Genomic DNA, 25,913 nt, shown 5'->3' with positions numbered 1-25,913 from the left:
ACGGATTCACTCTATAGAATGGCCAAAGTAGTACAGATGTACATAAAAGGGATATATCACGTTCAAGAACAGTTGCTTAGCGGGCTGTCGAGTTTTCAGTTGTCCTTCCATTCCGGTTTGCGCTTTTCCAGAAACGCGCAAATCCCTTCCTGGGCATCACCGGCGGCCAGGTTATCGGTCATCACCTGGGAGGTGTAGTCATAGGCATCCGCCAGGCCAAGTTCCAGCTGCCGGTAAAACGCTTCCTTGCCGACTTTCAGGGTATGGCTGGACTTGCCAGCAATAACCCGGGCCATGTTGTACACCGTTTCGTCCAGTACCTGTTCGTCCACCACCTTGTTCACCAGCCCGATCTGCTCCGCCCGCAGCGCGCCGATCATCTCGCCAGTCAGCAGCATTTCCATGGCGTGCTTGCGATGCACATTGCGGGATACTGCCACCATCGGGGTGGAACAGAATAACCCGATGTTAACGCCGGGGGTGGCAAACCGCGCCGTATCCGCCGCAACCGCCAGGTCGCAACTGGCCACCAGCTGGCAACCGGCGGCCGTGGCAACGCCGGCAACCCGGGCAATGACAGGTTTCGGCAAATTGACCACCTGTTGCATGACCTTGCTGCACTGATCAAACAGAGCCTTCTGCTGATCCTGCTTGCCAAACTGCTCCCTGACCTCTTTCAGATCATGGCCGGCACAGAACACCCGGCCACTGGCACCGAGTACAACGACCCGGGTATCCGGATCTTCAGCCAGAGACTCCAGCCGGTCCGATAACGCCTGCAACATGGCCATGGACAGACTGTTGCGATTCTCCGGCTGGTTCAGGGTCAACGTTGTGATGCCATTGTCGGTGGCAACGGTAATCATCTCTTCCGCAGTCATGGTGACCTCATTCCTCAGACTTTCTCACAGTATTCAGCGGCCCCGGCGTCAAGTCGAGCAGACTTTCGTCGGCATCGTCCGCAACGCCGCCCCAGGTAGTTCGTGACACAGTTCACAAAAGTGACACCCTCCAATGTCCGCGTGGCCAACGCCCAGACAGTAAAATTTATGGTTTTATGTCGGCAAAGCGTGACAAAACATCACAAAAAACAACAAAAAGAGGTAACCATGACACTAATCAAGCAAGCTTTGCCCCTGGCAGTCGCAATAGCACTCACCGGCTGCGGCGGAGGTGGCGGCGGCTCCGATAACAACCCCGATGACACGACCGGCGTGGTGGATTCGGAACAGCAGGAAGTGGCTGGCCAGGGTGTTATCCGCGTACTTTCAAACCGGCCCGACCTGATCAACGGTGGTGACGCCCTGGTAGAAGTGGCGTCAGCGAATCTTGAGGGCGCCAGAATCCAGCTCAACGGTAAAGACATCAGTGACGCCCTGACCGCCATGGAGAACGGTACGCGTCGTGGGCTGATCACCGGCCTGGAACTCGGCGAGAACGAACTCAAGGTTATCCTCGGTAAAGGCGGCGTGCTGCGCAAAACCATCACCAACCACCCCAAAGGCGGCCCGGTATTCTCCGGCCCCCAGGTTCAGCCCTGGAACTGCACCAACGAGAACCCGGTAGACGACAAGTGTAACCAGCCGGCGGAATTCGAGTTCAAATATGTGCCCCAGTCGCAGTTTGACCTGTTTGCCGAAAGCTTTGACCCGGAATCCCCCGGATTACCGGGGGCATTCCTGCCCTACGACCCCGAAAACCCGCCACCGTCCGAAGACATCGCCCAGGTCACCACCGATGAAGGCGTCACCGTTCCTTACATCGTTCGGGTAGAAACCGGCGTGATGAATCGGGATCGCTACCAGGTCATGTCCCTGTACCAGCCGGATCAGGAATGGTCAGCGTTGGCGCCCCAGGAGCAGTGGAACGGCAAAATCCTGATCCATCACGGGGGCAACGTGGGCGTCAGCTACGGCATGGGCCAGCCGCCCAATGGCGATATTGCCGGCACCGCGCCGGAGGGTGCGGAAACCCTGTTGGGGGACAGCATTTCCGTCGCCCTTGCCCGCGGCTTTGTGACCCTGTCCACGGCCCAGGCCAACCTCGGGCATAACGTCAACCTGGTGACCGCAGCGGAATCCCTGGTAATGGCCAAGGAACACATCGTTGAGCAGTATGGCCCGGTGCGTTACACCATCGGCACCGGATGCTCCGGCGGCGCCATTGCCCAGCAGCATATCGCCAACGCCTATCCGGGCATTTATCAGGGGCTGATCGTTCAATGCTCCTACCCGGATGTGTGGACCACCGCCACCCAGTTTGCCGACTACAACCTGCTGAACGAATACCTGGGCAATAAGGTATCCGAAGACCCGGCAGACCTGCTGACCTTCGTTGAAAGCCTGCTCACCTCACCGGTACTGGCGGTCCAGTGGCCTGCGCTGTACGGTCATCTGCCGGTAAACCCGATCGTTTCCGACCTGGCCTTCTTCCCCTCGGCGGAGCCGGATCAGGAGAACTGCCCGGGCCTGGCGGGACAAGCGGACGTTTATGACCCGGAAACCCGCCCGGATGGCCTGCGCTGCGGCCTGATTGATTACATGGTCAATCAGTTCGGCACGCGCCAGCCAGACGCGTGGTCCCCCAATGAGCAGCTGCTGTCACGGGGCTTCGCCGGCATCCCGCTGGACAATACCGGCGTGCAGTACGGCCTCAAAGCCTTGCAGGACGGCGTCATCACCGGGGATCAGTTCCTGGCCGTCAACCGCGACATCGGTGGTCTCGACGTGGACATCAACTACCAGCCGGAGCGTATCGCTGCTGACCCGGAAGCGCTGGAGAACGCCTACCGTACCGGCGCGGTCAACACCGCGGAAAACCTCGCCAACGTCCCCATCATCGACCTGCGCGGCCCGGACCCCGGCATTGCCCACGACGCCTTCCACTCCTGGCAGGTACGGGCCCGGCTGCAAGAAACCCAGGGCCACGCCCGTAACCACGTGATCTGGTACGGCGCCTTCCCGCTGGCCGGCGATACCATCTTCACCACCGAAGCACTGCTGGTCATGGATCAGTGGCTGGCCGGCATAGAAGCTGATCAGGAAGCGACTCCGGTGCCGAACAAGGTCATCGCCAACAAGCCCGTCACCGCCAGGGACCGTTGCCTGTCGCTGTCCGCGCCGTTCTCTGCAGAAGGCCCCAAAGCGCCCTACACCGGTAACCTGCTTTATCCGGAGCCGCAAGTCTCCGGGCTGGATTCCGACCAGATTCCCACGTTTCCCGCAGAGCTGGGCCAGATACTGGACGTTGCCACCGGGCAAGTCTGTGGCCTGGATCTGGGCGACCTGGGGCTTCCCGACACCATCACCGACCCGCTCCAGCCCATCACAGACGAGGTCGTGAAAATCCAGGAACTGGTGGTCCAGACCCGCTTCGGCACCCCGCGCACCGTCGCCGGTGACTCCATCACCACACTGAACAACAAATGCCAACTGAAACCCGTGGACCCGGCGGACTATCCGGCCAGCATCCTCGACGGCGTGCTCACTTCCGATAACTTCGCCCAACAAGTCGCGGAGATCTTCCCGAACGGTGTCTGCGATTACAGCAAACCTCCGGTCGGCAAAGTGCCCACCCTGACCTGGTTGCAGTATGGCAATGAGAATGACGTCACCACCGGAGGCGAACCACTGCCCATACAGAAAGATACCGTCGCAGGCTGGGCTTCCCCGGCATTCGGGGTGAACCTGAACCCGAGAACCAATCCCTGATCCCTGCCAAACAGGGGCGGCGCCTGCTGCCCCTGTTTGGGTTGCTATCCTCCCTCCTCGCCCACAAGATAGAGACAGTTCAGCTATTTTCTCAGGGAGAGGACCATCATGCAGAAATCCACCATCCTCAAGATCGTTGTTGCCGTTGCCATCATCGTCGGCGGCATCTTGGTCGTCATGAAGGACGACCCGGCTGTGCCAACCGGAGACATCAACACCATCACCCCACTGCCAGATCAGGACAACCAGTAACACACGCCAGGGAACCGGTAACTTGACCGTAGAAACAACCCGGATAAAAGGGCTGACCATTGCCGCACTGGGCGTGCTGTTTATTACCCCGGACGCACTCCTCGTTAAGATCACCTCCGTCGACCCGGTTGTTTTCGTGTTCTGGCGAGGCCTTCTGCTGGCCATTAGCTTTTACGTGATCAGTTGGCTCAGATACCGCTCACGACTGGTACCCGAGATCCGCAAATGCGGCTGGAAAGGCCTGTTCTGCGCCGGCGCCTTTGCCATAAGCACACTGGGCTTTGTGGTGGGCATGAAAAACACCGCCGCCGGCAACGTTCTGGTGATCCTGAATACCGCGCCGGTGATTGCCGCCGTGATCGCGTGGGCGGTGTGGAAGGAGACCCTGCCCCTTAGAACCTGGGCCATCATCCTGGTGTGCGTCACCGGCGCCACGTTCATGGCGATTGGTGAATGGGGCAAGGGCAATCCGCTCGGGCTGATCATGGCATTCGTTGCCGCCACGGCCCTTGCCTCCAACCTCAACATGGCCCGCTCCAAACCAGACAGCGACATGAGCGTGATGCTGATGTTCGGCGCCCTGCTGCTGGCCGCAGTGGCCGCTCTGGCCGGCGGCGCACACATACCCTCACCCCGGGACAGCTTCTTTATCGCCCTGCTCTGCCTGGTGTTTCTCCCCATGGCCTGCATTCTTATCCAGATCGGCCCCCGCTACATTCCCGCGGCGGAAGTCAGCCTGATGCTGCTGTTGGAAACCGTGCTGGGCTCCTTCCTCGTCTGGCTGTTCCTTGGCGAAGTACCGCCCAGACTCAGCCTGATCGGCGGGGTTATCGTGTTCTCCGCCCTGGCCGTTCACGGCTGGATCGAAGTACGGAGGTACCGGCGAAGTCGCACGCAGTTGATCAACCCGGACCCGGCGCGGGAAGATACGCACTGACTGATCACAAGGAATCGAAGCCATGACCACCCTACCGCAACTGACCGACGCCCTGCTGACCCTGGAAAACCGGGTAGCCACCCTCACCCTGAACCGTCACGACCTGCGCAACGCCCTGACAGGATCCCACCTGATCGAGGACATCGTGAGCACCGCCGAATGGGTAAACCAGTGTGAAGATGTATCGGTACTGGTGATCACCGGCGCCGGCTCCGCCTTCAGCGCCGGCGGCAACATCCGCGATATGGCCAACCGCAGCGGTGATTTCGCCGGCGATGTGGCCGAATGCGCCGACCGCTACCGTAAAGGCATCCAGCGCATCCCCCTGGCCCTGCAGGATGTGGAAGTCCCCATCATCGCCGCCGTCAACGGCCCCGCCATCGGGGCAGGCTTCGACCTGGCCAACATGGCCGACATCCGCATCGCCTCGGAAACCGCAAAGTTCGGAGAAACCTTCCTCAACCTCGGCATCATCCCCGGCGATGGCGGTGCCTGGTTCATGCAGCGGCTGATCGGCTACCAGCGAGCCTTCGAGCTGACACTCACCGGCCGTATCATCGATGCGAAAGAAGCAAAGGAACTGGGCATTGTTCTGGAAGTCGTCCCCGCCGATGAACTACTGAACGCAGCACAAGCCATGGCAGACCGAATGGCCAGCCAGCCACCGAAAGCCACGCGCCTGACCAAGCGCCTGATGAAGATGGCCCCGCGGATGGAGCTGAAGGATTTCCTGGATGTATGCGCCAATTTTCAGGGCATGTGCCACAACGAGCCGGAGCATCTGGAGGCGGTTAATCGGATGTTGGAGGCTATGGCGAAGAAATAACGGCCTTTCCGTTAGCCGCATCAGGGGCAGCTTGAGCTGCCCCTGTATACTCAGCTTCTACAGTGCACCCGGGAACACATTGGCATCGAATTCGTCGCAGGTTTCATAAGACTCAACAGTATTATTGTTGACCTCCACGACAACGTCCGCGCCGGTGCCGGTGTCCATCCCGTAACGCACTTCAACCACACCATCCCCTGCCATACGATTGACCCCCTGGATGGGGCATAGGGTCTCCTGGGAGAGATCGATCACGACGGGGCTGGGCGTTGTATAGTCAACGTAGCCGTTCATTGCCGAGCTGATCAGTTTGAATTGCGTACTTAAAGACAGCTGGTCGCCCTCAACGCTGAGGGTAATGAGTGAGCCCTGCAATGCGACGTAACTTGTCCCTTTCTTGAACTCCAGAACATCAGAGGTCAGCGTCAGAGTGGCCTTTTCCGCAGCGGCATCAGAGGTTTCTGACCAGCTATCACCACCTTTGAGAGCGAATGGTGTGTCGGAGGCAACAAAGCTCCCGGAGATATTGAAAGTCTCCGAACCACTCCAGGATTCCGATCCGGAGCTGGAACTGCCACTTTCCTTGTAGGTGTAGGAACCGTTCAGCTCAACCTGACCGAAACTCACCGTCGTCAATCCACAATTGCTGAAGTCGTAACGCAGATCAGTGACGCCGGAGACAGAATTGTCGGTAACCTTGACCGAGCCGCCCTCATTTTCGCAAGCCAGATCCACGGAAGCAGCCTGCGCCTGAGCAGTCGCGCCATCTTGAGCGACCTCCCCCAGCCCGCCAGAGTTGATAACCTCTTCGACTTCAGTCACGAGGTCCAGGGCTTCTTCCGATGACTGATAGGCAGACGTCGTACCCTCGAAATCTTCTTGCGTGCTGAGCGATGCCTTACGGGTCGAATAGCCGCCATCGTCCAGAGAAAGCGAACCACCAGACGACACTTCACGATCACTCCCGCCTCCTCCACCGCCACCACCACAGGCGGACAAAACCAGAGCGACGGACGTCACCATGACCGACTTGATAAAGGTTTGCTGCTTCATATGATCTCATTCCCTTGGTTTTTCTTTGTGTTCACAGGGCACCCAGCCCCCGCCTTTTATAGCGGAATGTCGTGAAAATAACCATATTTGGCTTTCTGTGAGCGGTGGAGAGCATGACGGTGATCACGAAAGTTGGGGTGAGGTCATATGGTAGGAAGCAAATGGTGCCCGGAGCCGGAATCGAACCGGCACGGCCTTGCGGCCGAGAGATTTTAAGTCTCTTGTGTCTACCAATTTCACCATCCGGGCATCGGAGGGAGGTTTTGAGGGGCAGAATTGTATAAGGCCGTGTCGGCTAACGCAATTCCAATTGGCCACGGGGAAAGCTCATGCCGGTTTTACGGCCCTGCCCTTGTAGATATAGCCGGCGATTTTTGGGGCTTTCGGGATGTAGAGGTTGTCAAGTTCCAGAATGTCGAACCCGGTTTCGCGGATCAGGTCGGCTATCGGGCGGTTCAGGTGGCAGCCCCCGGCCAGTTTTTTCCAGCCCGGGGTGATCCGGTGTTGCCAGCGGCGAACGCCGTGATCGCACGACTCACCGTGCTCCAGGAACAGCAGTTCTCCGTCGGGTTTGAGTACCCGTTTCATCTGTTCCAGGGCCGCCCGCCAGTCGGGTATGGTGCACAGGGTGAAGGTCAGCAGAACGGTGTCTACGCTGTTGTCAGGCAGCGGGATTTTCTCTCCCGGCAGGTCCAGCCATTCCACGTTTACCGGTGACCGGCTGAGGTTTTCCCGGGCTTTTCGGCGCATGCCTTCGGACGGCTCCAGGCCGTAGACCAGGCTGACGGTGTCCGGGTTATAGAATTCCAGGTTGATGGCGGAACCCATGCCGACTTCCAGCACCACGCCCCTGGCCTTCGGTACGACCTGGCTACGCAGTTTCATCACCTGGCCCACGGAGCAGGTGCAGTCTATGATGTGAGGCAGTATTCGGTCTTCGTAAAAGCTCATTGGATTCGCCATAATTGTTATAGATCAAGGGGCAGAGACATTTTGTCCTGTTGGTCAGGGCCCTGTTTTTAGTAGCATGGCCCGCATCTGCCGGTAATAACAACTTTACAATATGAGCTTAGGCAGCGGCCGAACGGGTGCGCTTTGCCCGTTTTTGTAACGTGTGAGTAGTTACCGGAGGTTCCCAATGGAACTTGATCCTCTCATCCTATCGCGAATCCAGTTCGCGTTTGTGGTGTCATTTCACGCCATCTTTCCGGTGTTCACCATCGGGCTTGCTTCCTTCATCGCTGTGCTTGAAGGGCTCTTCTTTAAAACACGCAATCCGGTATGGGAAAAGCTTTCGGGCTTCTGGACCAAGGTCTTTGCCGTTGTCTTCGGCATGGGGGTGGTGTCTGGCATTGTGATGTCGTTCCAGTTCGGCACCAACTGGAGCAATTTTGCCCAGGCTTCGGCCAACTTCCTCGGCCCGGTTCTCAGTTATGAGGTGGTGACGGCGTTCTTCCTGGAAGCGGCGTTTCTTGGCGTGCTGCTGTTCGGGCGCAACAAGGTACCGGCCGGGGTTCACCTGTTTGCGGCCATTATGGTGGCGCTGGGAACCTTTATTTCCTCGTTCTGGATTCTGGCCGCAAACAGCTGGATGCACACTCCTGCAGGTACGGAACTGCGTGATGGCGTGTTCTACGTAACTTCCTGGAGCGAAGCCATTTTCAACCCGTCTTTCCCCTACCGCTTTATGCACATGGGGCTGGCGTCATTCCTGACCGGCAGTTTCGTGGTTGCCGGGGTCAGCGCCTGGTACCTGCTGAAGGGCCGCGAGATAAAGGCGAACAAGAAAGCGCTGTCGATGTGTCTCTGGCTACTGCTGTTCATCGCGCCGCTGCAAGCGGTTGTCGGTGATTTTCATGGCCTGAATACTCTGGAGCACCAGCCGATGAAGGTGGCGGCAATGGAAGGCAACTGGGAAACCTCTACCCATGTGCCGTTGTTGCTGTTTGCGATTCCGGACCAGGAAAACCAGACCAATCTGTTTGAGATTGGCTTGCCGGGCGTGGCAAGCCTCATCCTCACCCACGAATGGGATGGCGAGGTTCCGGGCCTGAACGAAATATCGGCCGATGAACAGCCCCCGGTTGCCTTGGTGTTCTGGTCATTCCGGGTGATGGTGGGCCTTGGCCTGCTGATGATCGCTTTTGCGGTGGCCGGTCTGATCCTCAGGGCGGGTGGTCGCTACTGGCGCTCTCCCTGGTTCCTGCAGGGGTTGCGGTTTATGAGCATTACCCCCTTTATTGCGGTACTGGCCGGCTGGATCGTGACAGAGACCGGCCGCGCGCCCTGGCTGGTGTACGGGATGATGAACCACGCTGATTCGGTCACCCCGTCCCTCACCGGCGGCATGGCCCTTTTCACTCTGATCGGCTATATCGTGGTGTACGCCCTGGTGTTCTCTGCCGGGGTCTATTATCTCATGCGTGTACTGTATGTCGGTCTGGAGGACTCACACGAAGACGACGATCATGAAGCGGAGCGCCCGAAACGCCCGTTGTCCGCAACCCATGTGCCCTTCGAGATTGAGCACAATGAAGGCGACCTTGTCGGTACCGCGAAACCCACCAAACACGGAGGCCATTGATTATGGAACTGTTTGATCTGCCCCTTATCTGGGCCTTCATTATTGGTTTTGGCATCATCATGTACGTGTTGATGGACGGGTTTGACCTGGGTGTTGGCATTCTCTTTCCCTTTGCGCCTTCCGAGGAAGACCGGGATACCATGATGAACACCGTCGCCCCGGTATGGGACGGCAACGAGACCTGGCTGGTGCTGGGCGGCGCCGGGCTATTGGCGGCGTTCCCGATGGTGTATTCCATCCTGCTGCCGGCCCTGTACATTGGTGTCTTCCTGTTACTGGCGGGGTTGATTTTCCGGGGCGTGGCGTTCGAATTCCGCTTCAAGGCCAACACATCCCGCTATCTCTGGAACTGGGCGTTCGCCGGTGGCTCCACGTTGGCGGCGTTTGCCCAGGGCGCGGTGGTTGGCGCCTACATCCAGGGGTTTGAAACCATGGATGGCGTGTACGTCGGTAGTGCCCTGGACTGGTTAACCCCGTTCACGGTGCTGACCGGGCTCGGCATGCTCGCCGGTTATGCGCTGCTCGGCACCACCTGGCTGATCCTGAAAACGGAAGGTCGCCTGCAGGACTGGGCGTACAAGCTGGCCCTGCCGCTGCTGGGTGGCGTGCTGGTGGTGTTTGGGATTATCAGTGTGTGGACACCGTTTGTGGATGACATGGTACGGGACCGCTGGTTCTCCAACCTCAGTGTGATCTGGATTCTGCCGGCGCTGACGCTGCTGTGTGCGTTCCAGATTTTCCGGTCGGTCCGCAAGCGCTCTGAAGGCATGCCCTTTGTTGCCACCATGGGATTGTTCATCTTTACCTACCTGGGCCTGATCGTCAGCCGCTGGCCCTATGTGGTACCACCGGATTACACCCTGTGGGATGCGGCCTCCGCCTATGAGTCCCAGCTGTTCCTGTTGCTTGGTCTGCTGTTCGTGATTCCCATTGTGCTGACGTATACCGCCTGGACGTATTGGGTATTCCGCGGCAAGGTCCGGGCCGGCGAGGGATATCATTAAGTGACCGAACCGACGCCTGCGGACGTCCGGACATGGCTGGGTGAACTGGCCCGGGGCAGCCGCTCCCTGATTCGGGGAGCGGTTATCGCGGGCACGGTGGCCGGGCTGGCCACCATTGCCCAGATGGCGTTGCTGGCACGCATTGTCTACCTCGGCGTGGTCGATAAAGCGCCGGTAACCGAACTGGGTGCCCTGTTCGCCGGGCTGGTGGCTGCCATCCTGGTTCGTGGTGTCGCCCAGGGCCTCCAGACCCGGGTGGCGGCCCAATGCAGCCGCAAGGTGCGCGCGGATGTCCGTCGCCAGCTCAATCGTCACTGGCGGGCCTGTGGCCCGGTTCATCTCGGGCAGCAATCCGCAGGTACGCTGGCGCGGGAATGGATTGACCATGTGGATGCCCTGCATGGTTATTTCGCCCGTTTTCTGCCGCAACTGGTGCTGGCCGTTGCGCTCCCGCTGATCATTCTGGTGGTGGTATTCTGGCTGGACTGGCTTGCGGGCATTTTCCTGCTGCTGTCCGCGCCCCTGATTCCGATATTCATGGCCCTGGTGGGGATGGGAGCGGAAAAGCTCAACCAACAGCATTTTGAAACCATCAGCCGGCTGTCCGGCCAGTTTCTCGACAAGGTGCGCGGGCTCACCACTTTGCAACTGTTTGGCGCGACGGATACCGCCATTACCGCCATTCGTGAACGCTCGGATCGCTACCGCAGAATCACCATGAAGACTCTGAAGGTGGCCTTCCTTTCCTCCGCCGTTCTGGAATTCTTTGCGTCGGTCGCTATTGCGGTCATCGCCATCTACATCGGGTTTGGCCTGCTGGGTTACATCGCCTGGGGCCCCGCCGGAGAGCTGACGCTGTTTTCCGGCCTGTTGGTGTTGTTGCTGGCGCCGGAGTTTTTCCAGCCCCTGCGTACCCTCTCCCAGCACTATCACGACCGGGCCGCAGCGCTGGGCGCCAGCGCCGAACTTCTGGCCAGGTTGCGCTCGACACCCGAACCCCATTCGCAACCAGTCACCCCGCCAACACAGCAACAGGGGGTAAATGGGAACAACAGCCGGATTAGCCTGCAGGGTATCTCGATGAGGTATGGCGATGGCCCGCCGGTTTTCAGCAATCAGTCCCTGGTCGTTGAACGGGGTGATATTGTTGCCCTGACCGGACCCTCCGGGGGCGGCAAGTCTACCCTGCTGCAAATCCTGGCCGGTTTTATCCGTCCCGATGAAGGCACTGTTGACGTGTTCGGCCAGCCCGCCGGCAGTTTCCGCTTTGGCTGGCTCGGGCAGTCCGCGTTTCTGGTGCATGGCAGCTGGGCGGATAACCTGCGGCTGACTACGCCGGATGCATCGGACATCGCCATCGAGGCGGCGCTGCGGCATGTGGGGCTGGGATACCTGATCGACAACCGGGACCAGGGAATCTACAGCACCGTCTCGGAGGATGGCCAGGGGCTGTCCGGTGGTCAGGCCCGACGCCTGAGCCTGGCCCGGATCTTTGTGGCGGATTATGACCTGATCCTGCTGGATGAGCCGACCGCCGGGCTGGACACCGACAGCGAGATTTTCGTGCTGGAGGCGTTGCACAAACTGTCGGTTGCCGGCAAAACGCTGATCTTTGCCACTCACCACCAGGCGCTGCTCACGCTGGCCAACCGTATTCTTCTGGTCTCGCAGGGAGAGGTTCGCAATGCCTGAGCTCAAACCCTGGCTGGCGCTGATCTTCCAGCGCCCGGGGCGGCTGATAACCGGCGGTCTGTTAATGTTGCTGACTCTGCTTGCCGGTATGGGGCTGCTGGCACTTTCAGGCTGGTTTATTACCGCAACGGCACTCACCGGACTGCTGCTGGCTGCCGGTGTGCAGGCGTCCCTCAATCTCTATATACCCGGTGGCGGTATCCGGTTGTTTGCGGTCACTCGGACCGTGGCGCGCTATCTTGAACGCGTCTACAACCACGATACGGTGCTGAGACTGCTCACTGATATCCGGGTTACCCTGTTCCGTCAGCTGTCCCTGGCCAGACGCGGCAGCCGGTCAGCCCTCAGGGGCTCCCAGTGGCTTTCACGGCTGACCAGTGATGTGGATGCGCTGGACACCCTGTACCTTCGCCTGATCGCCCCGACGGCGCTGGCCGCATTGGTGACCATGCTCCTGGTGATCACGGCGGCCCTGTTTTATAGCTGGCAACTGGCGCTGATCCTGCTCGCCCTGCTAACCGTGGCGTTCGTGGGGGCGACGGTGGCGGTATTTTTCAGAACCCGCGCGCTGACCTCTCGGCAAACCGACGAAACCGAGGAAATTCGCACCGGAGTGATAGAGCATCTGGATGGGTTTGCAGAGCTCACCGCCGCCGGACGTACCGGAAAGCATGCCGCCTGGCTGCTGCGTAACGCCTCCTGGGTGACACGGCAGCAGGCAGAGACGGAAACCCGCGTGGGCTGGCACTCTGCCCTCACCCAGGTATTGATCAACCTGGCGGTGGTTTGTGCGCTGTGGGTGGGGCTACAGCTCTACAGCATTGATGCCATTAGCGGTCCGGTCATGGTCTTGCTACCCATCGCGCTTCTGGGGTTGGGTGAAGTCTACGCCATGCTGCCTGACGCCTTTGGCCGACTCGGTGGCACGATAGCCTCCGCCGCAAGACTGAACCGGGACTGTCACGATACGCCTGATGGTCATCCGGCCCCGGAACCCAGCCCTGCCTTGAAGGAAAATGTAGCAGTCGAGATCCGTAACCTGACACTGCGGCACCCGAACCATCCGCCGCTGATGACCCATTTCAACCTGTCCGTCGAATGCGGGCAGTGGCTGGGAATTATCGGGGTATCCGGTTCCGGAAAATCCTCACTCGCCGACGCCCTGGCGGGACTGATAACGCCAACAGCCGGATCGCTGATCACCCGGGAATGTTGCTACCTGACGCAACAAACGGTGTTGTTCGAGGATACCTTGCGGTCCAATCTTTTGCTGGGTAATCCGGATGCCACGGATCAACAGCTTTGGAGCGTACTGGAACTGGTGGGTATGGCGGAACGATTCGTTCATGAGCCGGAGCAGCTGAATACCTGGCTTGGCGCCAGTGGCAGCCGTTTATCGGGAGGCGAGGCCCGGCGCATCGCCCTGGCCAGGGTGTTGCTGACGTCCCGCCCCATTGTCATTCTGGACGAGCCCTTCACTGGCGTGGATGCCACAACCCGCGACCGAATCAATGCGCGGCTGCAGGCCTGGCTCCGCGGGAAAACTGTAATCAGCCTGGGTCACGCGCCGGAAGCCATTCCTGGCTCCGGCGCGGTGGTTCACCTCAGCTAGGGTCGCTTCAGCGGGTTTCCACTACCTCAAAGGTCAGGCCCGCTTTGGAGGTCAGGCGCTCAAGCAGCTTGCCATCCAGCAGCGATGCCGGTGTCCAGAACCCCCCCGGCTGCTCGGCGGGCACATCAAACGCCAGGCACATGCCTGCCTCACCCAGCATTTTGCCGGTGGAACCGTACCCCGGGTCCTGATCGCCGGTCACCTTGGTGATAATGGTTTTGCCATCTTCGGTCCGGCCAACAAAACGCAGATCGTAGAACCCGGCTTTCTGGGCTTCCGGGCTGGGCCCTTCGCCGGGCTTGGGCACGAACTTCTCCACCAGCCAGCGGGTCGGCTTGATGGCAGAGGCGGTAAAGAACCCGGCCAGGCCGCCGATGATGGCGTAGGAAGCCAGTCGCCCCTTGGCGCCACGGCCGGTCATCATCGCTTCGTCGTAAGTGAATTCCTTGCCGTACCGGGCACCCTGCAAGGCGTTTGAGCGATGCACCACCCGGGTATTGATGGCCCCCATCACAAAGGGTGCCAACCAGACATTGAAGGTTTTGTCGAACTCGGCGCCTTTGAGGCTTGGCTGACGGGTTGTCGAGCGGTGCTCCGGCGGACAGATGGAGAACGGGTTCGCCAGTTCCTTTCGCAGCTGGGGATCCGCTGCGGCTTCCCTGGCCACGTTCATCATGGAAGCCACGGTACCCCCCGAAAACTCGCCTTTGGCGACCTTCACCCGCATACGAACATCACGACAAGGCGCGCCAAAGGTCTCCTCCGCTTTATTCTGCAGGAACCAGACGCCCATATCCGACGGGATGGAGTCAAAGCCGCAACAATGGACAATGCGGGCGCCGGACGACTGTGCCTCTTCCTCGTAGCGCTCGACCATCTTGCGAATCCATTGTACTTCCCCGGTCAGGTCGCAGTAATCGGTTCCGGTGCGCACACAGGCCTGAACCAGAGGCTCACCGTATAACGCGTAGGGTCCGACCGTGGAGATGATGACCCGCGTCTGGTCGCACATTACCTGCAAGCTGGACTCATCGGCGGCATCAGCAATGATGACTGGCAGTTCCGTACCTTTGGGCCCCAGATCGCCCTTGAGCTTGTCGAGTTTGCCCTGTGAACGTCCGGCGATTGCCCAGGAAACCGATTGCCCCACTCCGTAGGTCTCCAGCAGATACCGCGTGAGGATCTGCCCTACAAAACTGGTCGCCCCGAAGACCACCAGATCATAGGTTGTGTCCGTTGATTTTGTCATTGTTCATCCTTTTATTTATTACGTTGGAAAAAGTGCATGAAAATCGCGACGCCCAGGCCCCAGAAGCCGTTCAGTACCAGCCCGCCAATCCAGGTCTGGGCGGACACATCAAGGTTTTTCAGGGGAAATACGACCAGCATGGCAACCGCAGTGGGACCGATAGCGCCCACAATGACATGACCAAGCCAGAATTTTACGCCGGCCATCCTCCCCAGAACAGCCCACAACAGGACACCCCAAAGGCCTCCGAAAAACGCCAGGGATACCACCGCAGGTACGCCAAAAGGCGGTACAGCAGTCATGTTGAACGGCGCAGCTGGGACCATGCCCCCGAGGTAGAACAGTGCAAACAATCCCTGGTGGAAAACCAGGGTGGCGAGAAAGCCACTGACAAACGCCTTGAACCAAACCATGTAATATCTCCTGAAAATAACCGTCGGCACGGCCAATCGTTTGTCACAATGTATCCGGCACACTGCAGGAAACACAATGAAAAACACACACGTCCCGGAGGTCAACCTTGGTGACACTGTTACTGATACTGAGCCTGTTGCTTGCCGCCTTCAGTGCCTTTCTTTTCTGGCAGATCTGCGAGCAGCGTAAAGTCATCGCCCAGATGATGGAAAGTGATGACATCACAGAACCGGATCGGGACCCGGAGCTTATCCTTACGCTGCGGGTTGTGGATCCGATTTCCGTAGCCAAGCGGGAGTCCCGTTCAGCCCGCGTTCTGGCCGATCACCTGCCTGTTATGGTACGAAAAATGGTGTATCAGGAAGTGATGAAGGAGCTGGAACGGGAACTGGATGAACGTGAAATCGACGTGCAAATGCACATTGAATATCGCTGATTGAGGTAACCCATGTCTACTCTGATTGCCTCTGCCGCCCTGTTGACAGCAACCACAGCCGGCCTTTCCTACACATACTGGCAACTACTCGACAGCCGTCGCCGTCTACGGGTGGTGAACTCCCACCGTATTGCGGCGAACAGTGCCATCCAGAAAAGCCGGATGGACCTGCTGGAAGTCCGTAACCGTGCAAAGTTGCTGGAAGAAACCGTCACCGGCGGCGCGACAGCCGTGGAGAAGGTCCACAAGGCCATTTCCTCGACCACCTTTGGGCTGATTGATCATTTCTCCCGGGATGACCAGTTCCGTCAAACTGCCCGCAAGGCCCGGGAAACCCATGACCAGACCAGCCAACAGATCTACCATGGCGTGCGCACCACCAATCGGGCGCTGCACATACTGGCCGACACCCTGATTATCGGCAAAGCGGAAAAACGGATCGTTTCCAGGAAGCATAAAAAAAGGCACCCGTAGGTGCCTTTTTTCTGAGAGATCCGAAAGTTACAGAACTTTCTTCAACTCTTCCTCAAGCTGCGGAACCGCTTCGAACAGGTCCGCTACCAGGCCATAATCGGCAACCTGGAAGATCGGCGCTTCCTCGTCCTTGTTGATCGCAACGATCACCTTGGAGTCGGACATACCGGCCAGGTGCTGGATGGCACCGGAGATACCAACAGCGATGTACAGCTGCGGTGCAACGATCTTACCGGTCTGACCGACCTGCATGTCGTTCGGTACGAAGCCGGCATCAACGGCAGCGCGGGATGCACCCACGGCGGCGCCCAGCAGATCTGCTACCTGCTCCAGCATCTTGAAGTTGTCACCGTTCTGCATGCCACGGCCACCGGAAACCACAATACCGGCACTGCCGAGGTCCGGACGATCAGACTTGGCCAGCAATTCGCCTACGAAGGTAGACAGGCCGGCGTCTTTCACCACGTCCAGCTGCTCAACGGAGGCGGAACCGCCTTCTGCTGCAACCGGATCAAACGCGGTCGGACGCACGGTGATGACCTTGATGGCATCGTTCGCCTTCACAGTGGCGATGGCGTTACCAGCGTAGATCGGACGAACGAAGGTGTCTTCGGACTCGACGCGCATGATGTCGGAGACCTGAGCCACGTCCAGCAGCGCAGCAACGCGCGGCATGAAGTCCTTACCGGTGGTACCGGCAGCAGCCAGGATGTGGCTGTAGCCCTTACCCACTTCGGCAACCAGTTCACCCAGGTTTTCAGCCAGGAAGTGACCGTAAGCGGCGTTGTCGGCAACCAGAACCTTGTTGACGCCTTCGGCCTTGGCAGCAGCTTCCGCCACCGCACCACAGTTCTCGCCGGCAACCAGTACGTCGATGTCACCGCCGATGGCCTTGGCAGTAGCGACTACGTTGAGGGTCGCCTGCTTCAGGCTGCTGTTGTCGTGTTCAGCAATTACAAGGATGCTCATTTAGATCACCTTCGCTTCGTTCTTCAGTTTATCGACCAGCTCAGCAACGTCAGCTACCTTCACACCCGCCTGACGGGAGGCCGGCGCTTCCACTTTCAGAGTGGACAGACGATTGGCAATGTCGACACCCAGATCGGCCGGGCTCATGGACTCGAGCGGCTTCTTCTTGGCCTTCATGATGTTCGGCAGCGAAGCGTAACGCGGCTCGTTCAGACGCAGGTCGGTGGTGACCACGGCAGGCAGGTTCAGAGCCAGGGTCATCAGACCACCGTCGATTTCACGGGTGACGTTGACCTTGTCGCCTTCAACAACCACTTCAGACGCGAACGTGCCCTGACCCATACCGGTCAGCGCGGCCAGCATCTGGCCAGTCTGGTTGTTGTCGGAATCGATGGACTGTTTACCAAGGATAACCAGCTTGGGCTCTTCCTTTTCTACCACAGACTTGAGCAGCTTGGCCGCTTCGAGAGACTGAACCTCTTCGTCTGTTTCGATGTGGATACCACGGTCAGCACCCAGTGCCAGAGCAGTACGGATTTGCTCCTGGGCGGCCTTCGGGCCGATGGATACCACCACGATTTCACTGGCAACGCCCTTCTCTTTCAGGCGAACCGCTTCTTCTACAGCGATTTCGCAGAACGGGTTCATTGCCATCTTGACGTTGGCGAGATCAACGCCGGTGTTGTCCGGCTTGACGCGCACCTTTACGTTGTAGTCGATAACTCGTTTTACAGCGACCAGAACCTTCATAGATTCCTCGTTCTTCTACGATGGGTTTAATGACTCGCAATCAGAAACACTCTCAAAACACGACTCCACGTATGCGGAAAACAGAGTGTTTCTCGATTCCTGTCGTTTCGATGTGAGGCCGGAATTAAGGGCTTCAGACCGAACGTTCAAACAGCGGCCTCACGCGGGGCCTGCTGTCACGGCGGACTTATACTGCAGGCAAAGGTGCACGGGGTCAATAGCCCCATTCGACACGCCACGCCTGTTTTCACAGCCAACTGAACCGTGTTGACTCAGCAAAGCTGTGAGACGATACTAAAAAACGACTCAGAAAGCACGCTTAGTACCTTTATAAACAATGCCAAAGGACAGGCCAAATTTCAAACAAACGTTTGTTTGATTTCCGATATGCGCTACCCTTTAGGTTATCAAGTCGGGCTATTCGGCTTTGGGGAGTCGTCTATACGGAGTTTTACCGGTATGATAACCCCCCTGAATTATCCGCCTGCGGGCACATAATATCCATTAAAGAAGTATGAGGAGACCAACGTGGAACGCGAATCGATGGAATTTGATGTTCTTATCGTCGGCGGTGGGCCCGCTGGCCTTTCGGCAGCCTGCCGGGTCATGCAGCTGGCGCAGGAAGCTGAGCAGGAACTGACGGTCTGTGTCGTTGAGAAAGGTTCCGAAATCGGCGCTCATATCCTGGCCGGTACCGTATTTGAGCCAACCGCGCTGAACGAACTCTTCCCTGACTGGAAAGAGAAAGGCGCACCGCTCAACACCCCGGTTACCCGGGATGACATTTTCCTGCTGAAGAACCAGGAAAAAGCCACCAAGATCCCCAATGCCTTTGTGCCGAAGAACATGCACAACCACGGCAACTACATCATCAGCCTGGGCAACCTGTGCCGCTGGCTGGCTGAGCAGGCCGAAGCCCTGGGCGTGGAAGTCTACCCGGGCTTTGCCGCTTCCGAGACCATCATTGAAGATGGCCAGGTAAAAGGCATTATCACTGGTGACATGGGCGTGGCCCGTGACGGCAGCGAGAAAGACGGCTACATGCCGGGCATGGAGCTGCGCGCCAAGTACACCCTGTTCACCGAAGGCTGTCGTGGTCACCTGGGCAAGCGCCTGATCAATGACTTCAAGCTGGACGAAGGCAAGGACCCCCAGCACTACGGTATTGGTATCAAGGAACTGTGGGACATCGATCCGGCCAAACATGAGCCAGGTCTGGTGGTTCACTCCACTGGCTGGCCGCTGAGTGAAAGCGGCTCTACAGGCGGCTCCTTCCTGTACCACCTGGAGAACGGCCAGGTGTATGTCGGCCTGATTACCGACCTGTCCTACAGCAACCCGCACCTGAGCCCGTTTGGGGAATTCCAGCGCCTCAAGCTGCACCCGGAGTTCAAGCAGTATCTGGAAGGCGGCAAGCGTGTTTCCTACGGCGCCCGCGCCATCACCAAGGGCGGCTTCAACTCCCTGCCGAAGATGAGCTTCCCGGGTGGTCTGCTGCTGGGCTGTGATGCCGGCACCCTGAACTTCTCCAAGATCAAGGGCTCCCACACTGCCATGAAATCTGGCCTGCTGGGCGCGGAAGCGGTGTTCGAAGCCTTGAAGGAAGGCAAGTCCGGTGAGGAAATTACCAGCTTTGCCGATCGCTTCAAGGACAGCTGGCTCTACAAAGAGCTGTATGACGAGCGCAACTTTGGCCCGGCCATGCACAAGTTCGGCAACGTGGTTGGCGGCGGCATCGCCTTCTTCGAGCAGAACATCCTGCGTCGCAGCCTGCCGTTCACCCTGCACGACACCATCCCGGATTACGCCACCCTGAAACCGGCGTCCGAGGCCAAGGAGATCAATTATCCGAAGCCGGATAACACCCTGACCTTCGATCGCCTCTCCTCGGTGTTTATTTCCAACACCAACCATGAGGAAGATCAGCCGGTTCACCTGAAACTGACTGATCCGGACATTCCGCTGAAGGAAAACCTGCCCAAGTTCGACGAGCCCGCGCAGCGCTACTGCCCGGCCGGCGTATACGAGGTGGTTGAAGCCGAAGACGGCAGCGGCAAGAAGTTCCAGATCAACGCCCAGAACTGTGTTCACTGCAAGACCTGTGATATCAAGGATCCTGCCCAGAACATCAACTGGGTGACTCCGGAAGGGGGCGGTGGTCCCAACTATCCGAACATGTAAGTTCGGTTTCCGGTACAAAAAACGGCCCTTTATGGGTCGTTTTTTGTTTGGGGTGTCGGATTTTGAGGTGTCGGATTAGGCGCAGCCGTAATCCGACAAAACCTGCAGACATAAAAAAACGGCTCACAAGGAGCCGTTCTTCGATAACGCTTCGGAAAAGCTTAGTGCACGTGGCCGTGCTCTTGCTCTTCGTCGGTCGCATCACGAGTCTCTACCACTTCTACGTCGAAGTGCAGAGTCTGGCCAGCCAGCGGGTGGTTGGCATCGATGGTGACGGTCTCGTCGCCAACTTCAACTACACGAACAACCTGAGGGCCGCCCGGAGTCTGTGCCTGGAACTGCATGCCCGGCTCGATAGTATCAACGCCTTCAAATGCAGAACGGGGAACCGGCTGGATCAGTTCTTCGTTAACTTCACCGTAGCCTTCACCGGGCTCGACAGTAACTTTAGCCTGGTCACCGGCGTTCTTTTCGTTCAGCGCACTTTCCAGTCCGCCGATAATGTTTTGCGCACCTTCCACATAAGACAGAGGCTCACGACCTTCTACACGGGAAGAGTCAAGCTGCTCGCCCTGGTCATTAGTGAGTGTGTAATGGATGGTGACAACACGAGGTTGGGCCATGTGATCTCCTTGCGTGTCGCAATGACTGTTTAATTGAATTTGGGTAATCGCAAGTATTCATGAACAGCCATACTGCACAGAGGGACTAACGACCACCGGGCCTCGTTAGAGAGCCAGGCTCGGTAACAAGATCGAAAATACAGTTTAACAATTGTAGGACTGCCTTTTCTACCGTCAGTTATTTGGGGCGATGTCAGTCTTTTCAACTCCCCTGCCCGATTTCGTAAAAATTTCCGCCGCTCCACACTCCCAGTATCGGTGAGCCGTCATCCATCTGGCCCTCGCTGACATGCTCAGCCAGGTCGTAATACGCTGCTGTGACCAGCCTTGCCTCCAGACCATGCCGCACAACTACCACCGGTCGTGGCTCGTCGCTGCCTGGATAGCGCCCGACACTCAGCGGATGTTCGTTGCCGACAGCCAGGGTTTCCCCCACATTAGTTGTGAGGTATAGCGTCTGGTCGGTGCCCTTGCCCTTCACCTCAAGGGTGTGGGCAAGCAATGGTGCATCTTCCACCTGGACGCGCCATTTCTCGACCGGCGTTACCAGGTAATACTGGCCATCGTCTTCCCGGCGAAGAATGGTTGAAAACAGCCGGACAATCGCTTCTCTGGCAAGAGGTTCGCCTTCATAGATCCATTGTCCATCCCGGGTAATGCGGATATCGATGTCCCCGGACAGCTCCGGATTCCACTTGTCCAGCGGGGGCAGACCCTTGCCTGAGTCACCCGATTGCTCAACCTGCTTCGCAATGTTCTCCGGCTTATGCGCCATGATTTAAAGCCCTCTCATCCATTCCGGCCGCAAGGCCGCAGTGCCGGGGCTGGAAATCGCCAGATTCACTTCGTCCAGCAGCCGCTGCTTGTCGCGCCCAAGTGTGCCCTTCAATACCAGGTAATTGGAGGCGTGGTCACTGCGGAAGATCGTCCGGTCCAACTCCAGGTGTTCGAGAAACAGGCGGATCTCACGAAACAGGCCGTCCTGGTTCAGTGGTACGAAATCATCGCCAAATCCCTCACGAAATCGTTCCTCACCCTGCGGAAAGCTCACCACCAGTGTGGACAGATAATCCGGCTGGGTGTCACTGCAGAGTTTCGCGGTGTTGATGGCGTGCTGCTCTGACAGGGCTTCACCGCCAAGACCATTGAGAACCATCACCGAACTGGTCAGCCCCGCTTCGCGGATTTTCAGCAGGGCGGACCGGGTGGACTCGCCGGTTTCCCCTTTGTTGACCCGACGCAGGATCTCATCGTCACCGGATTCCATACCAACATACAGAATCTTCAGCCCCGCCTCCCGCAGCTGGACAAGCTCTTCAACGGATTTCCTGGCGAGGTTTCTTGGCAGGCAATAGCTGGATACCCGCTGGAGATCCGGAAACGCTGCTTTCAGGTCCGCGAGGATTTCAAGCAATCGGCGGGTGGGCAGTACCATGGCGTCACCGTCCGCCAGAAACACGCGGCGAACCCCGCCCAGGCTGCGTGCAGCCTTATCGATATCTGCACGTACGTCCTCCGGCTTTCTCGCCCGGAACTTCTTCTGGGGCTGAGTGTACATTTCGCAAAAGGTGCACTTGTTCCAGGAGCACCCATTGGTAACGGGCAGGATAAGGGATTTGGCCTCGCTGGGCGGGCGGAATACGGGTTCGATGTAATCAATCGGGAAACTGTACATAAATGATTCGGGTGCTCTCTGTTGGCTTTGACTCGCCTCGCTCAGGGCAGAAACTGTGCCCGTATATCGGCGCAACCAGGCCCTACTACCGGCATCTCCAACAATATGGCCTGGGAAGTCATGAACGGAATACCACGACGGTGCCCATCCACCAGCAAGGTAGACAGCGCACCCACAAATGGCATGTGCGACACCAGCATCAAGGGTGATGTCGCTGCCTCGAGCAATTCGTCGAGGCAGCGGCCGGGATCGTCATCCGGCGTTATGAAGTCCTTTTCAATAACCGGGCAATTGATAATTTCGGACATGATGGCCGCTGTCTGCCTCGCGCGGACCAGCGGGCTGCACCAGACAGCCTCCGGGCGCCAGGGTGATTCGGCGATGTCTGCCGCAACGGTGGCGACCGATGCACGCCCTGCTTCGGTCAGCTCACGTTCCTGATCGATGGTGTGCCACCCGGCCTCACCATGACGCATGACAATCAGATGCAAGGGCCACCTCCGGCTGTCACTGGTTGGTTATTGGCTAATGGTCCGGGGCAGAATAAATTCCACATCGGAGTTCTGAACCGACATCATCAGGCTGTTAATGACCGCACTGATGGACGCGGAGTCATAAAGAATCTCGTAGAGGCCACGGACCAGAGGCATGTAGATACCAATCGCCTCAGACTTTTCCTTGACCAGCTTCAGGGTGTAAATGCCTTCGGCCACCTGTCCCAGCTCCGCAACGGCATCGTCGAGCTTCTTGCCTTTACCGACCGCGTAACCGACCCGATAGTTCCGGCTTTTCGACGAGGTACAGGTCACGATCAGATCGCCGACACCGGCCAGCCCCATAAAGGTCATCGGGTTGGCGCCAAGACTGACGGCAAACCGGCTCATTTCCGCCAGGCCACGGGTCATCAGCATTGCCTTGGCGTTTTCCCCAAGGTCAAGCGCGGACGCGAGGCCGGAAACAATGGCGTATATGTTCTTCAGGGCCCCGGCCAGTTCAACACCGTAAACGTCCACGTTGGCGTAGACGCGAAAATACTCGCATCCGAGCAGGTCCTGTACGGCGCGGCGCACTTCCGGATCCTTGGCGGCAATAACAGTGGCGGTCAGGTCCTTGTTGACGATCTCGCCCGCCAGGTTGGGGCCGCTCAGCACACCGATACGACAGCGCGGGATCTCTTCCTGCAGGATTTCACTCATCAGTTTGAAGCCGTGCTCTTCGATACCCTTGGTCAGACTGATGACAATCTGGTCGTCGGAAAATTCCGCGCAATGGTCACGAATAACGACCCGAAATGCCTTGCTGGGAATCGCCAGGAATACAACCTCGGCCTTGTTGACGGCGGCCGCCAGGTTGGTGGTTGGCTGGATATCACCGGTCAGTTCGATGCCGGGCATATAGCGGCTGTTGACGCGGGTACTGCGGATCTCTTCTACCTGGGCTTCGTCGCGCATCCAGAAGTGTACGGTGTGGCCGTTATCCGCCAGCACTTTGGTCATGGCGGTACCGAAACTGCCGCCGCCCAGCACTGCAACATCACGGCCCGTGGAGGAAGCCCCTGTTGTTTGCGGGTCGTTTTTTTCAGGCATAGGTTGTCCGTTCTTTTATTGGATCGAATGAGGTCGCGGCTGCCATTCTCACAGGAGATGTGGCCGTGATCAGCCGTGCTCTTCACATTCCAGGGCGCGAACCAGATTCTTGAACTCTTCCCGGTTGCGGCTGTTCAGCCCCATCAGGACCCGGTGAGCGTCCAGTACTTTGTCGCGAACCTGCTGTTCGCTGGCACGCAGTACGGGAATTTCCTCGAGTTGTTCAATCCGGGATGCGGGCTCACGAACAATGATGAAGATCTTGTCGAAACCCATGGAAGTGATGATTCGGGTAATATCAGGGTTGGTGGATACCAGTGTGGGCAGGAAATGGCTTCGTTTCTGGGCGGCCATGGCGATCTTTGCCAGCAACCCCAGGGTGGTGCTGTCGATGATCTCGCACTCGGTAAGATCAATCACCACGGTTTTGAAGTCTGGATCCTGGGTGATGGACTCAACCAGATTATCCAGCGTCGAACACAGGTTCAGCCGGATTTCCCCGATAAACTTCAGGAGGTAAATACCCTGATTTTCAGCTTGCAGGATCTTGTAACCAGCCATGTTATACACTGCCACTATTCCGACGACGTGTTTTCTGAACCGGATTCGGTATCAGTAACCGAAACGATCGCGATATCGTCCGGCAACTCTGTAATCGCATCGAGATTCAGAGCCTGGTTCAGCGATGCGATAGTGTGACGACCTCCCGACACGAGTTCAAGTAGTGTCTGCTCCTTTTCATCCAGGCTTTTTGCCCGGATAACCTCAAGTATGCCATCCGAAAACAGAATGAGCCGGAACGGCTGCTCAAGCGGTACTTGATATACTTCCCACTCCGGTGCTTCAAATAGCCCTACGGGCAAGCCGCTTCCTTCCAGAAAGGATGTGCTGCCGCCCTCGAAGGAAAGAATCGGCATCGGGAAGTGGGCGCCTACCGCATAACTTAATGTACGCTCATTCACGGAGATTATGCCAACGAATACGGTTACGTGTTTACCGAGTCCGGTATCCAATAGCTCCGAATTGATCCTGCTCAGGAACCGGTCAGGGTACAGGATGTCATCACTGGACCCGCGCCGAAGGTTCCTCTGAAGCCGGTTGGTGAGGTTTTTCAGCAATACCGTAACGAACGCTGAGCTGGCGCCATGGCCGGAAACGTCGGCAATATAGACCAGCACTTTGTCTTTCGATATCCGGAAATAGTCCAGAAAATCGCCGCTCAGGTACAGGGATGGCTTGATCAGGTGAGACACGCTGAGGTTCGCCAGGCGCTGGTCGTTGTCCGGCAACATGCGCAGTTGTACCTTGCGCCCTGCCCGCTGATCCGCCCGCAACTCGGCAATCCCGTTGCGCAGGTCCCGGTTGGCTTCCTCCAGTTCCAGGCGGTACAGTTGGTTCAGTCGATTCACTCGAACCCGATCGAACAGCTTGCCGATGACATCGTCCAGGGCGCCCTTGTCGTCGGAACAATGCTTCAGGAAAAAGTCTGCGGCACCGGCACGAAGGGCATCCACCACAGCAGCGGAATCCGCTGCATCGGAACAGGCCACTATCGGAGTGAATGTTTCCAGGTCTTCCAGCCTTGAGGCCAGGTCATGGATCTCGGCGGGCAATATGTCGGCGAAGATAACATCAGGAACGGTCTGATCGAACATGTGGAAGGCCGCGCCAATGTCAGCGCATCCGGTGACGTAGAAGCCCCGTGCCTCCAGGTGCCGGCTCAATTCTGAGCGTGCCTTTTTGTCAGCATCAATAATTAATATGCGCTCGGTGCGCGAGGTCATGGCTTCTGCCCTAAACTACCATCGGTAAAGGATAAATCGGGTACTTAACGCCTATTCTGGCACGACCCTGTGATATAACAAGGCAAGTTTGATGATTTTGGG

General features: G+C 58.0%; 25 protein-coding genes and 1 tRNA gene. 11 read left to right on the top strand and 15 right to left on the bottom strand.

What is annotated here, in order from left to right; all coding sequences use genetic code 11:
- Positions 1-95 precede the first annotated feature (95 nt).
- Entirely contained in the window at positions 96-881 is a 786-nt protein-coding gene (locus ACQUWM_RS03405) for an enoyl-CoA hydratase (RefSeq protein WP_428921176.1), read from the bottom strand.
- A gap of 228 nt (positions 882-1,109) precedes the next feature.
- On the opposite strand from ACQUWM_RS03405, the gene ACQUWM_RS03400 reads away from it, so the two are divergent.
- From ACQUWM_RS03400 to ACQUWM_RS03385, 4 genes are all read left to right on the top strand, one after another.
- Positions 1,110-3,710, top strand: a complete 2,601-nt coding sequence (locus ACQUWM_RS03400; protein ID WP_428921175.1) for a DUF6351 family protein — start codon at positions 1,110-1,112, stop codon at positions 3,708-3,710.
- Between the two features lie 108 nt (positions 3,711-3,818).
- A complete protein-coding gene (locus ACQUWM_RS03395) occupies positions 3,819-3,962 on the top strand; it encodes a hypothetical protein (RefSeq protein WP_407000528.1) in 144 nt (47 codons plus the stop codon).
- 22 nt (positions 3,963-3,984) lie between these two features.
- Positions 3,985-4,899 (top strand): DMT family transporter, encoded by a 915-nt coding sequence (locus ACQUWM_RS03390; RefSeq protein WP_428921174.1) that lies wholly within the window; start codon positions 3,985-3,987, stop codon positions 4,897-4,899.
- A 22-nt stretch (positions 4,900-4,921) separates the two neighbouring features.
- On the top strand, positions 4,922-5,725 hold the full coding sequence (locus ACQUWM_RS03385; RefSeq protein ID WP_428921173.1) for an enoyl-CoA hydratase-related protein: 804 nt from the start codon (positions 4,922-4,924) through the stop codon (positions 5,723-5,725).
- A 57-nt stretch (positions 5,726-5,782) separates the two neighbouring features.
- Here ACQUWM_RS03385 and ACQUWM_RS03380 read toward each other — a convergent pair whose 3' ends face one another.
- The 3 genes from ACQUWM_RS03380 to ACQUWM_RS03370 all read right to left on the bottom strand — a co-directional run bounded on the left by ACQUWM_RS03380 (position 5,783) and on the right by ACQUWM_RS03370 (position 7,729).
- Positions 5,783-6,778 (bottom strand): hypothetical protein, encoded by a 996-nt coding sequence (locus ACQUWM_RS03380; RefSeq protein ID WP_428921172.1) that lies wholly within the window; start codon positions 6,776-6,778, stop codon positions 5,783-5,785.
- Between the two features lie 162 nt (positions 6,779-6,940).
- A tRNA-Leu gene (locus tag ACQUWM_RS03375) sits at positions 6,941-7,027 on the bottom strand.
- A gap of 78 nt (positions 7,028-7,105) precedes the next feature.
- Complete coding sequence (locus ACQUWM_RS03370) at positions 7,106-7,729, bottom strand: class I SAM-dependent methyltransferase (RefSeq protein WP_428921171.1); 624 nt, start codon at positions 7,727-7,729, stop codon at positions 7,106-7,108.
- Between the two features lie 187 nt (positions 7,730-7,916).
- Between ACQUWM_RS03370 and ACQUWM_RS03365 the strand changes: the two genes are divergently transcribed.
- From ACQUWM_RS03365 to cydC, 4 genes are read left to right on the top strand one after another with little or no spacing between them, the layout of a single operon-like run.
- On the top strand, positions 7,917-9,362 hold the full coding sequence (locus ACQUWM_RS03365) for a cytochrome ubiquinol oxidase subunit I (RefSeq protein ID WP_428921170.1): 1,446 nt from the start codon (positions 7,917-7,919) through the stop codon (positions 9,360-9,362).
- A 2-nt stretch (positions 9,363-9,364) separates the two neighbouring features.
- Positions 9,365-10,366, top strand: coding sequence for a cytochrome d ubiquinol oxidase subunit II (cydB, locus tag ACQUWM_RS03360; protein ID WP_407000522.1), 1,002 nt, complete (start codon positions 9,365-9,367; stop codon positions 10,364-10,366).
- The gene (gene cydD / locus ACQUWM_RS03355) at positions 10,367-12,058 is read left to right on the top strand and encodes a thiol reductant ABC exporter subunit CydD (protein ID WP_428921169.1); all 1,692 of its coding nucleotides are present in this window, start codon (positions 10,367-10,369) and stop codon (positions 12,056-12,058) included.
- On the top strand, positions 12,051-13,670 hold the full coding sequence (cydC, locus tag ACQUWM_RS03350) for a thiol reductant ABC exporter subunit CydC (RefSeq protein WP_428921168.1): 1,620 nt from the start codon (positions 12,051-12,053) through the stop codon (positions 13,668-13,670). Before cydD ends, cydC begins: the two co-directional genes overlap by 8 nt.
- A gap of 7 nt (positions 13,671-13,677) precedes the next feature.
- Here the strand turns inward: cydC and ACQUWM_RS03345 are convergent, their stop codons facing one another.
- Both ACQUWM_RS03345 and ACQUWM_RS03340 read right to left on the bottom strand, forming a co-directional pair.
- The gene (locus tag ACQUWM_RS03345; protein ID WP_428921167.1) at positions 13,678-14,919 is read right to left on the bottom strand and encodes a saccharopine dehydrogenase family protein; all 1,242 of its coding nucleotides are present in this window, start codon (positions 14,917-14,919) and stop codon (positions 13,678-13,680) included.
- Positions 14,920-14,930: 11 nt separating this feature from the next.
- Positions 14,931-15,332: a hypothetical protein gene (locus tag ACQUWM_RS03340; protein WP_428921166.1), complete on the bottom strand. Its 402-nt coding sequence runs from the start codon at positions 15,330-15,332 to the stop codon at positions 14,931-14,933.
- Between the two features lie 110 nt (positions 15,333-15,442).
- Here ACQUWM_RS03340 and ACQUWM_RS03335 point away from each other — a divergent pair, with 110 nt between their 5' ends.
- Together ACQUWM_RS03335 and ACQUWM_RS03330 are read left to right on the top strand one after the other, a co-directional pair.
- Entirely contained in the window at positions 15,443-15,769 is a 327-nt protein-coding gene (locus ACQUWM_RS03335; protein ID WP_407000917.1) for a hypothetical protein, read from the top strand.
- A 12-nt stretch (positions 15,770-15,781) separates the two neighbouring features.
- Positions 15,782-16,243: a hypothetical protein gene (locus ACQUWM_RS03330; protein WP_407000517.1), complete on the top strand. Its 462-nt coding sequence runs from the start codon at positions 15,782-15,784 to the stop codon at positions 16,241-16,243.
- A 27-nt stretch (positions 16,244-16,270) separates the two neighbouring features.
- Here ACQUWM_RS03330 and ACQUWM_RS03325 read toward each other — a convergent pair whose 3' ends face one another.
- Positions 16,271-17,212: an electron transfer flavoprotein subunit alpha/FixB family protein gene (locus ACQUWM_RS03325; protein WP_428921165.1), complete on the bottom strand. Its 942-nt coding sequence runs from the start codon at positions 17,210-17,212 to the stop codon at positions 16,271-16,273.
- The gene (locus ACQUWM_RS03320) at positions 17,213-17,962 is read right to left on the bottom strand and encodes an electron transfer flavoprotein subunit beta/FixA family protein (protein WP_407000515.1); all 750 of its coding nucleotides are present in this window, start codon (positions 17,960-17,962) and stop codon (positions 17,213-17,215) included.
- A gap of 528 nt (positions 17,963-18,490) precedes the next feature.
- Here ACQUWM_RS03320 and ACQUWM_RS03315 point away from each other — a divergent pair.
- Positions 18,491-20,143, top strand: a complete 1,653-nt coding sequence (locus ACQUWM_RS03315; RefSeq protein WP_407000514.1) for an electron transfer flavoprotein-ubiquinone oxidoreductase — start codon at positions 18,491-18,493, stop codon at positions 20,141-20,143.
- A 161-nt stretch (positions 20,144-20,304) separates the two neighbouring features.
- On the opposite strand, the gene ACQUWM_RS03310 is transcribed toward ACQUWM_RS03315, so the two are convergent.
- The 7 genes from ACQUWM_RS03310 to ACQUWM_RS03280 form a co-directional block, all read right to left on the bottom strand.
- Entirely contained in the window at positions 20,305-20,766 is a 462-nt protein-coding gene (locus ACQUWM_RS03310; RefSeq protein WP_297794253.1) for an FKBP-type peptidyl-prolyl cis-trans isomerase, read from the bottom strand.
- 202 nt (positions 20,767-20,968) lie between these two features.
- Entirely contained in the window at positions 20,969-21,541 is a 573-nt protein-coding gene (locus tag ACQUWM_RS03305) for a DUF1285 domain-containing protein (RefSeq protein WP_428921164.1), read from the bottom strand.
- A 3-nt stretch (positions 21,542-21,544) separates the two neighbouring features.
- Positions 21,545-22,441 carry a radical SAM protein gene (locus ACQUWM_RS03300; RefSeq protein WP_428921163.1) on the bottom strand — a complete coding sequence of 299 codons (897 nt, stop codon included), beginning with the start codon at positions 22,439-22,441 and terminating at the stop codon, positions 21,545-21,547.
- A 41-nt stretch (positions 22,442-22,482) separates the two neighbouring features.
- Positions 22,483-22,932 carry a SixA phosphatase family protein gene (locus ACQUWM_RS03295; RefSeq protein ID WP_407000511.1) on the bottom strand — a complete coding sequence of 150 codons (450 nt, stop codon included), beginning with the start codon at positions 22,930-22,932 and terminating at the stop codon, positions 22,483-22,485.
- A gap of 27 nt (positions 22,933-22,959) precedes the next feature.
- Positions 22,960-24,027, bottom strand: coding sequence for an NAD(P)H-dependent glycerol-3-phosphate dehydrogenase (locus ACQUWM_RS03290; RefSeq protein ID WP_407000510.1), 1,068 nt, complete (start codon positions 24,025-24,027; stop codon positions 22,960-22,962).
- Between the two features lie 69 nt (positions 24,028-24,096).
- Complete coding sequence (locus ACQUWM_RS03285) at positions 24,097-24,588, bottom strand: STAS domain-containing protein (RefSeq protein ID WP_406985269.1); 492 nt, start codon at positions 24,586-24,588, stop codon at positions 24,097-24,099.
- Between the two features lie 14 nt (positions 24,589-24,602).
- Entirely contained in the window at positions 24,603-25,811 is a 1,209-nt protein-coding gene (locus ACQUWM_RS03280; RefSeq protein ID WP_428921162.1) for a PP2C family protein-serine/threonine phosphatase, read from the bottom strand.
- Positions 25,812-25,913: the final 102 nt, after the last annotated feature.

Origin of the sequence: Marinobacter sp. DUT-3 (genome assembly GCF_050379435.1) — a bacterium.
Classification (GTDB): Bacteria; Pseudomonadota; Gammaproteobacteria; order Pseudomonadales; family Oleiphilaceae; genus Marinobacter.
This window is presented reverse-complemented; position numbering and strand designations above follow the sequence as displayed.

What these genes read in the sequence shown, in the direction of transcription:
- cydB (WP_407000522.1), top strand. Translation starts at nt 9,365, where the DNA reads ATGGAACTGTTTGATCTGCCCCTTATCTGGGCCTTCATTATTGGTTTT.
- ACQUWM_RS03370 (WP_428921171.1), bottom strand. Translation starts at nt 7,729, where the DNA reads ATGAGCTTTTACGAAGACCGAATACTGCCTCACATCATAGACTGCACC.
- ACQUWM_RS03290 (WP_407000510.1), bottom strand. Translation starts at nt 24,027, where the DNA reads ATGCCTGAAAAAAACGACCCGCAAACAACAGGGGCTTCCTCCACGGGC.
- ACQUWM_RS03345 (WP_428921167.1), bottom strand. Translation starts at nt 14,919, where the DNA reads ATGACAAAATCAACGGACACAACCTATGATCTGGTGGTCTTCGGGGCG.
- ACQUWM_RS03320 (WP_407000515.1), bottom strand. Translation starts at nt 17,962, where the DNA reads ATGAAGGTTCTGGTCGCTGTAAAACGAGTTATCGACTACAACGTAAAG.
- ACQUWM_RS03340 (WP_428921166.1), bottom strand. Translation starts at nt 15,332, where the DNA reads ATGGTTTGGTTCAAGGCGTTTGTCAGTGGCTTTCTCGCCACCCTGGTT.
- ACQUWM_RS03400 (WP_428921175.1), top strand. Translation starts at nt 1,110, where the DNA reads ATGACACTAATCAAGCAAGCTTTGCCCCTGGCAGTCGCAATAGCACTC.
- ACQUWM_RS03380 (WP_428921172.1), bottom strand. Translation starts at nt 6,778, where the DNA reads ATGAAGCAGCAAACCTTTATCAAGTCGGTCATGGTGACGTCCGTCGCT.
- ACQUWM_RS03325 (WP_428921165.1), bottom strand. Translation starts at nt 17,212, where the DNA reads ATGAGCATCCTTGTAATTGCTGAACACGACAACAGCAGCCTGAAGCAG.
- ACQUWM_RS03310 (WP_297794253.1), bottom strand. Translation starts at nt 20,766, where the DNA reads ATGGCCCAACCTCGTGTTGTCACCATCCATTACACACTCACTAATGAC.
- ACQUWM_RS03405 (WP_428921176.1), bottom strand. Translation starts at nt 881, where the DNA reads ATGACTGCGGAAGAGATGATTACCGTTGCCACCGACAATGGCATCACA.
- ACQUWM_RS03305 (WP_428921164.1), bottom strand. Translation starts at nt 21,541, where the DNA reads ATGGCGCATAAGCCGGAGAACATTGCGAAGCAGGTTGAGCAATCGGGT.
- ACQUWM_RS03395 (WP_407000528.1), top strand. Translation starts at nt 3,819, where the DNA reads ATGCAGAAATCCACCATCCTCAAGATCGTTGTTGCCGTTGCCATCATC.
- ACQUWM_RS03280 (WP_428921162.1), bottom strand. Translation starts at nt 25,811, where the DNA reads ATGACCTCGCGCACCGAGCGCATATTAATTATTGATGCTGACAAAAAG.
- ACQUWM_RS03385 (WP_428921173.1), top strand. Translation starts at nt 4,922, where the DNA reads ATGACCACCCTACCGCAACTGACCGACGCCCTGCTGACCCTGGAAAAC.
- ACQUWM_RS03285 (WP_406985269.1), bottom strand. Translation starts at nt 24,588, where the DNA reads ATGGCTGGTTACAAGATCCTGCAAGCTGAAAATCAGGGTATTTACCTC.
- ACQUWM_RS03365 (WP_428921170.1), top strand. Translation starts at nt 7,917, where the DNA reads ATGGAACTTGATCCTCTCATCCTATCGCGAATCCAGTTCGCGTTTGTG.
- ACQUWM_RS03300 (WP_428921163.1), bottom strand. Translation starts at nt 22,441, where the DNA reads ATGTACAGTTTCCCGATTGATTACATCGAACCCGTATTCCGCCCGCCC.
- cydC (WP_428921168.1), top strand. Translation starts at nt 12,051, where the DNA reads ATGCCTGAGCTCAAACCCTGGCTGGCGCTGATCTTCCAGCGCCCGGGG.
- ACQUWM_RS03330 (WP_407000517.1), top strand. Translation starts at nt 15,782, where the DNA reads ATGTCTACTCTGATTGCCTCTGCCGCCCTGTTGACAGCAACCACAGCC.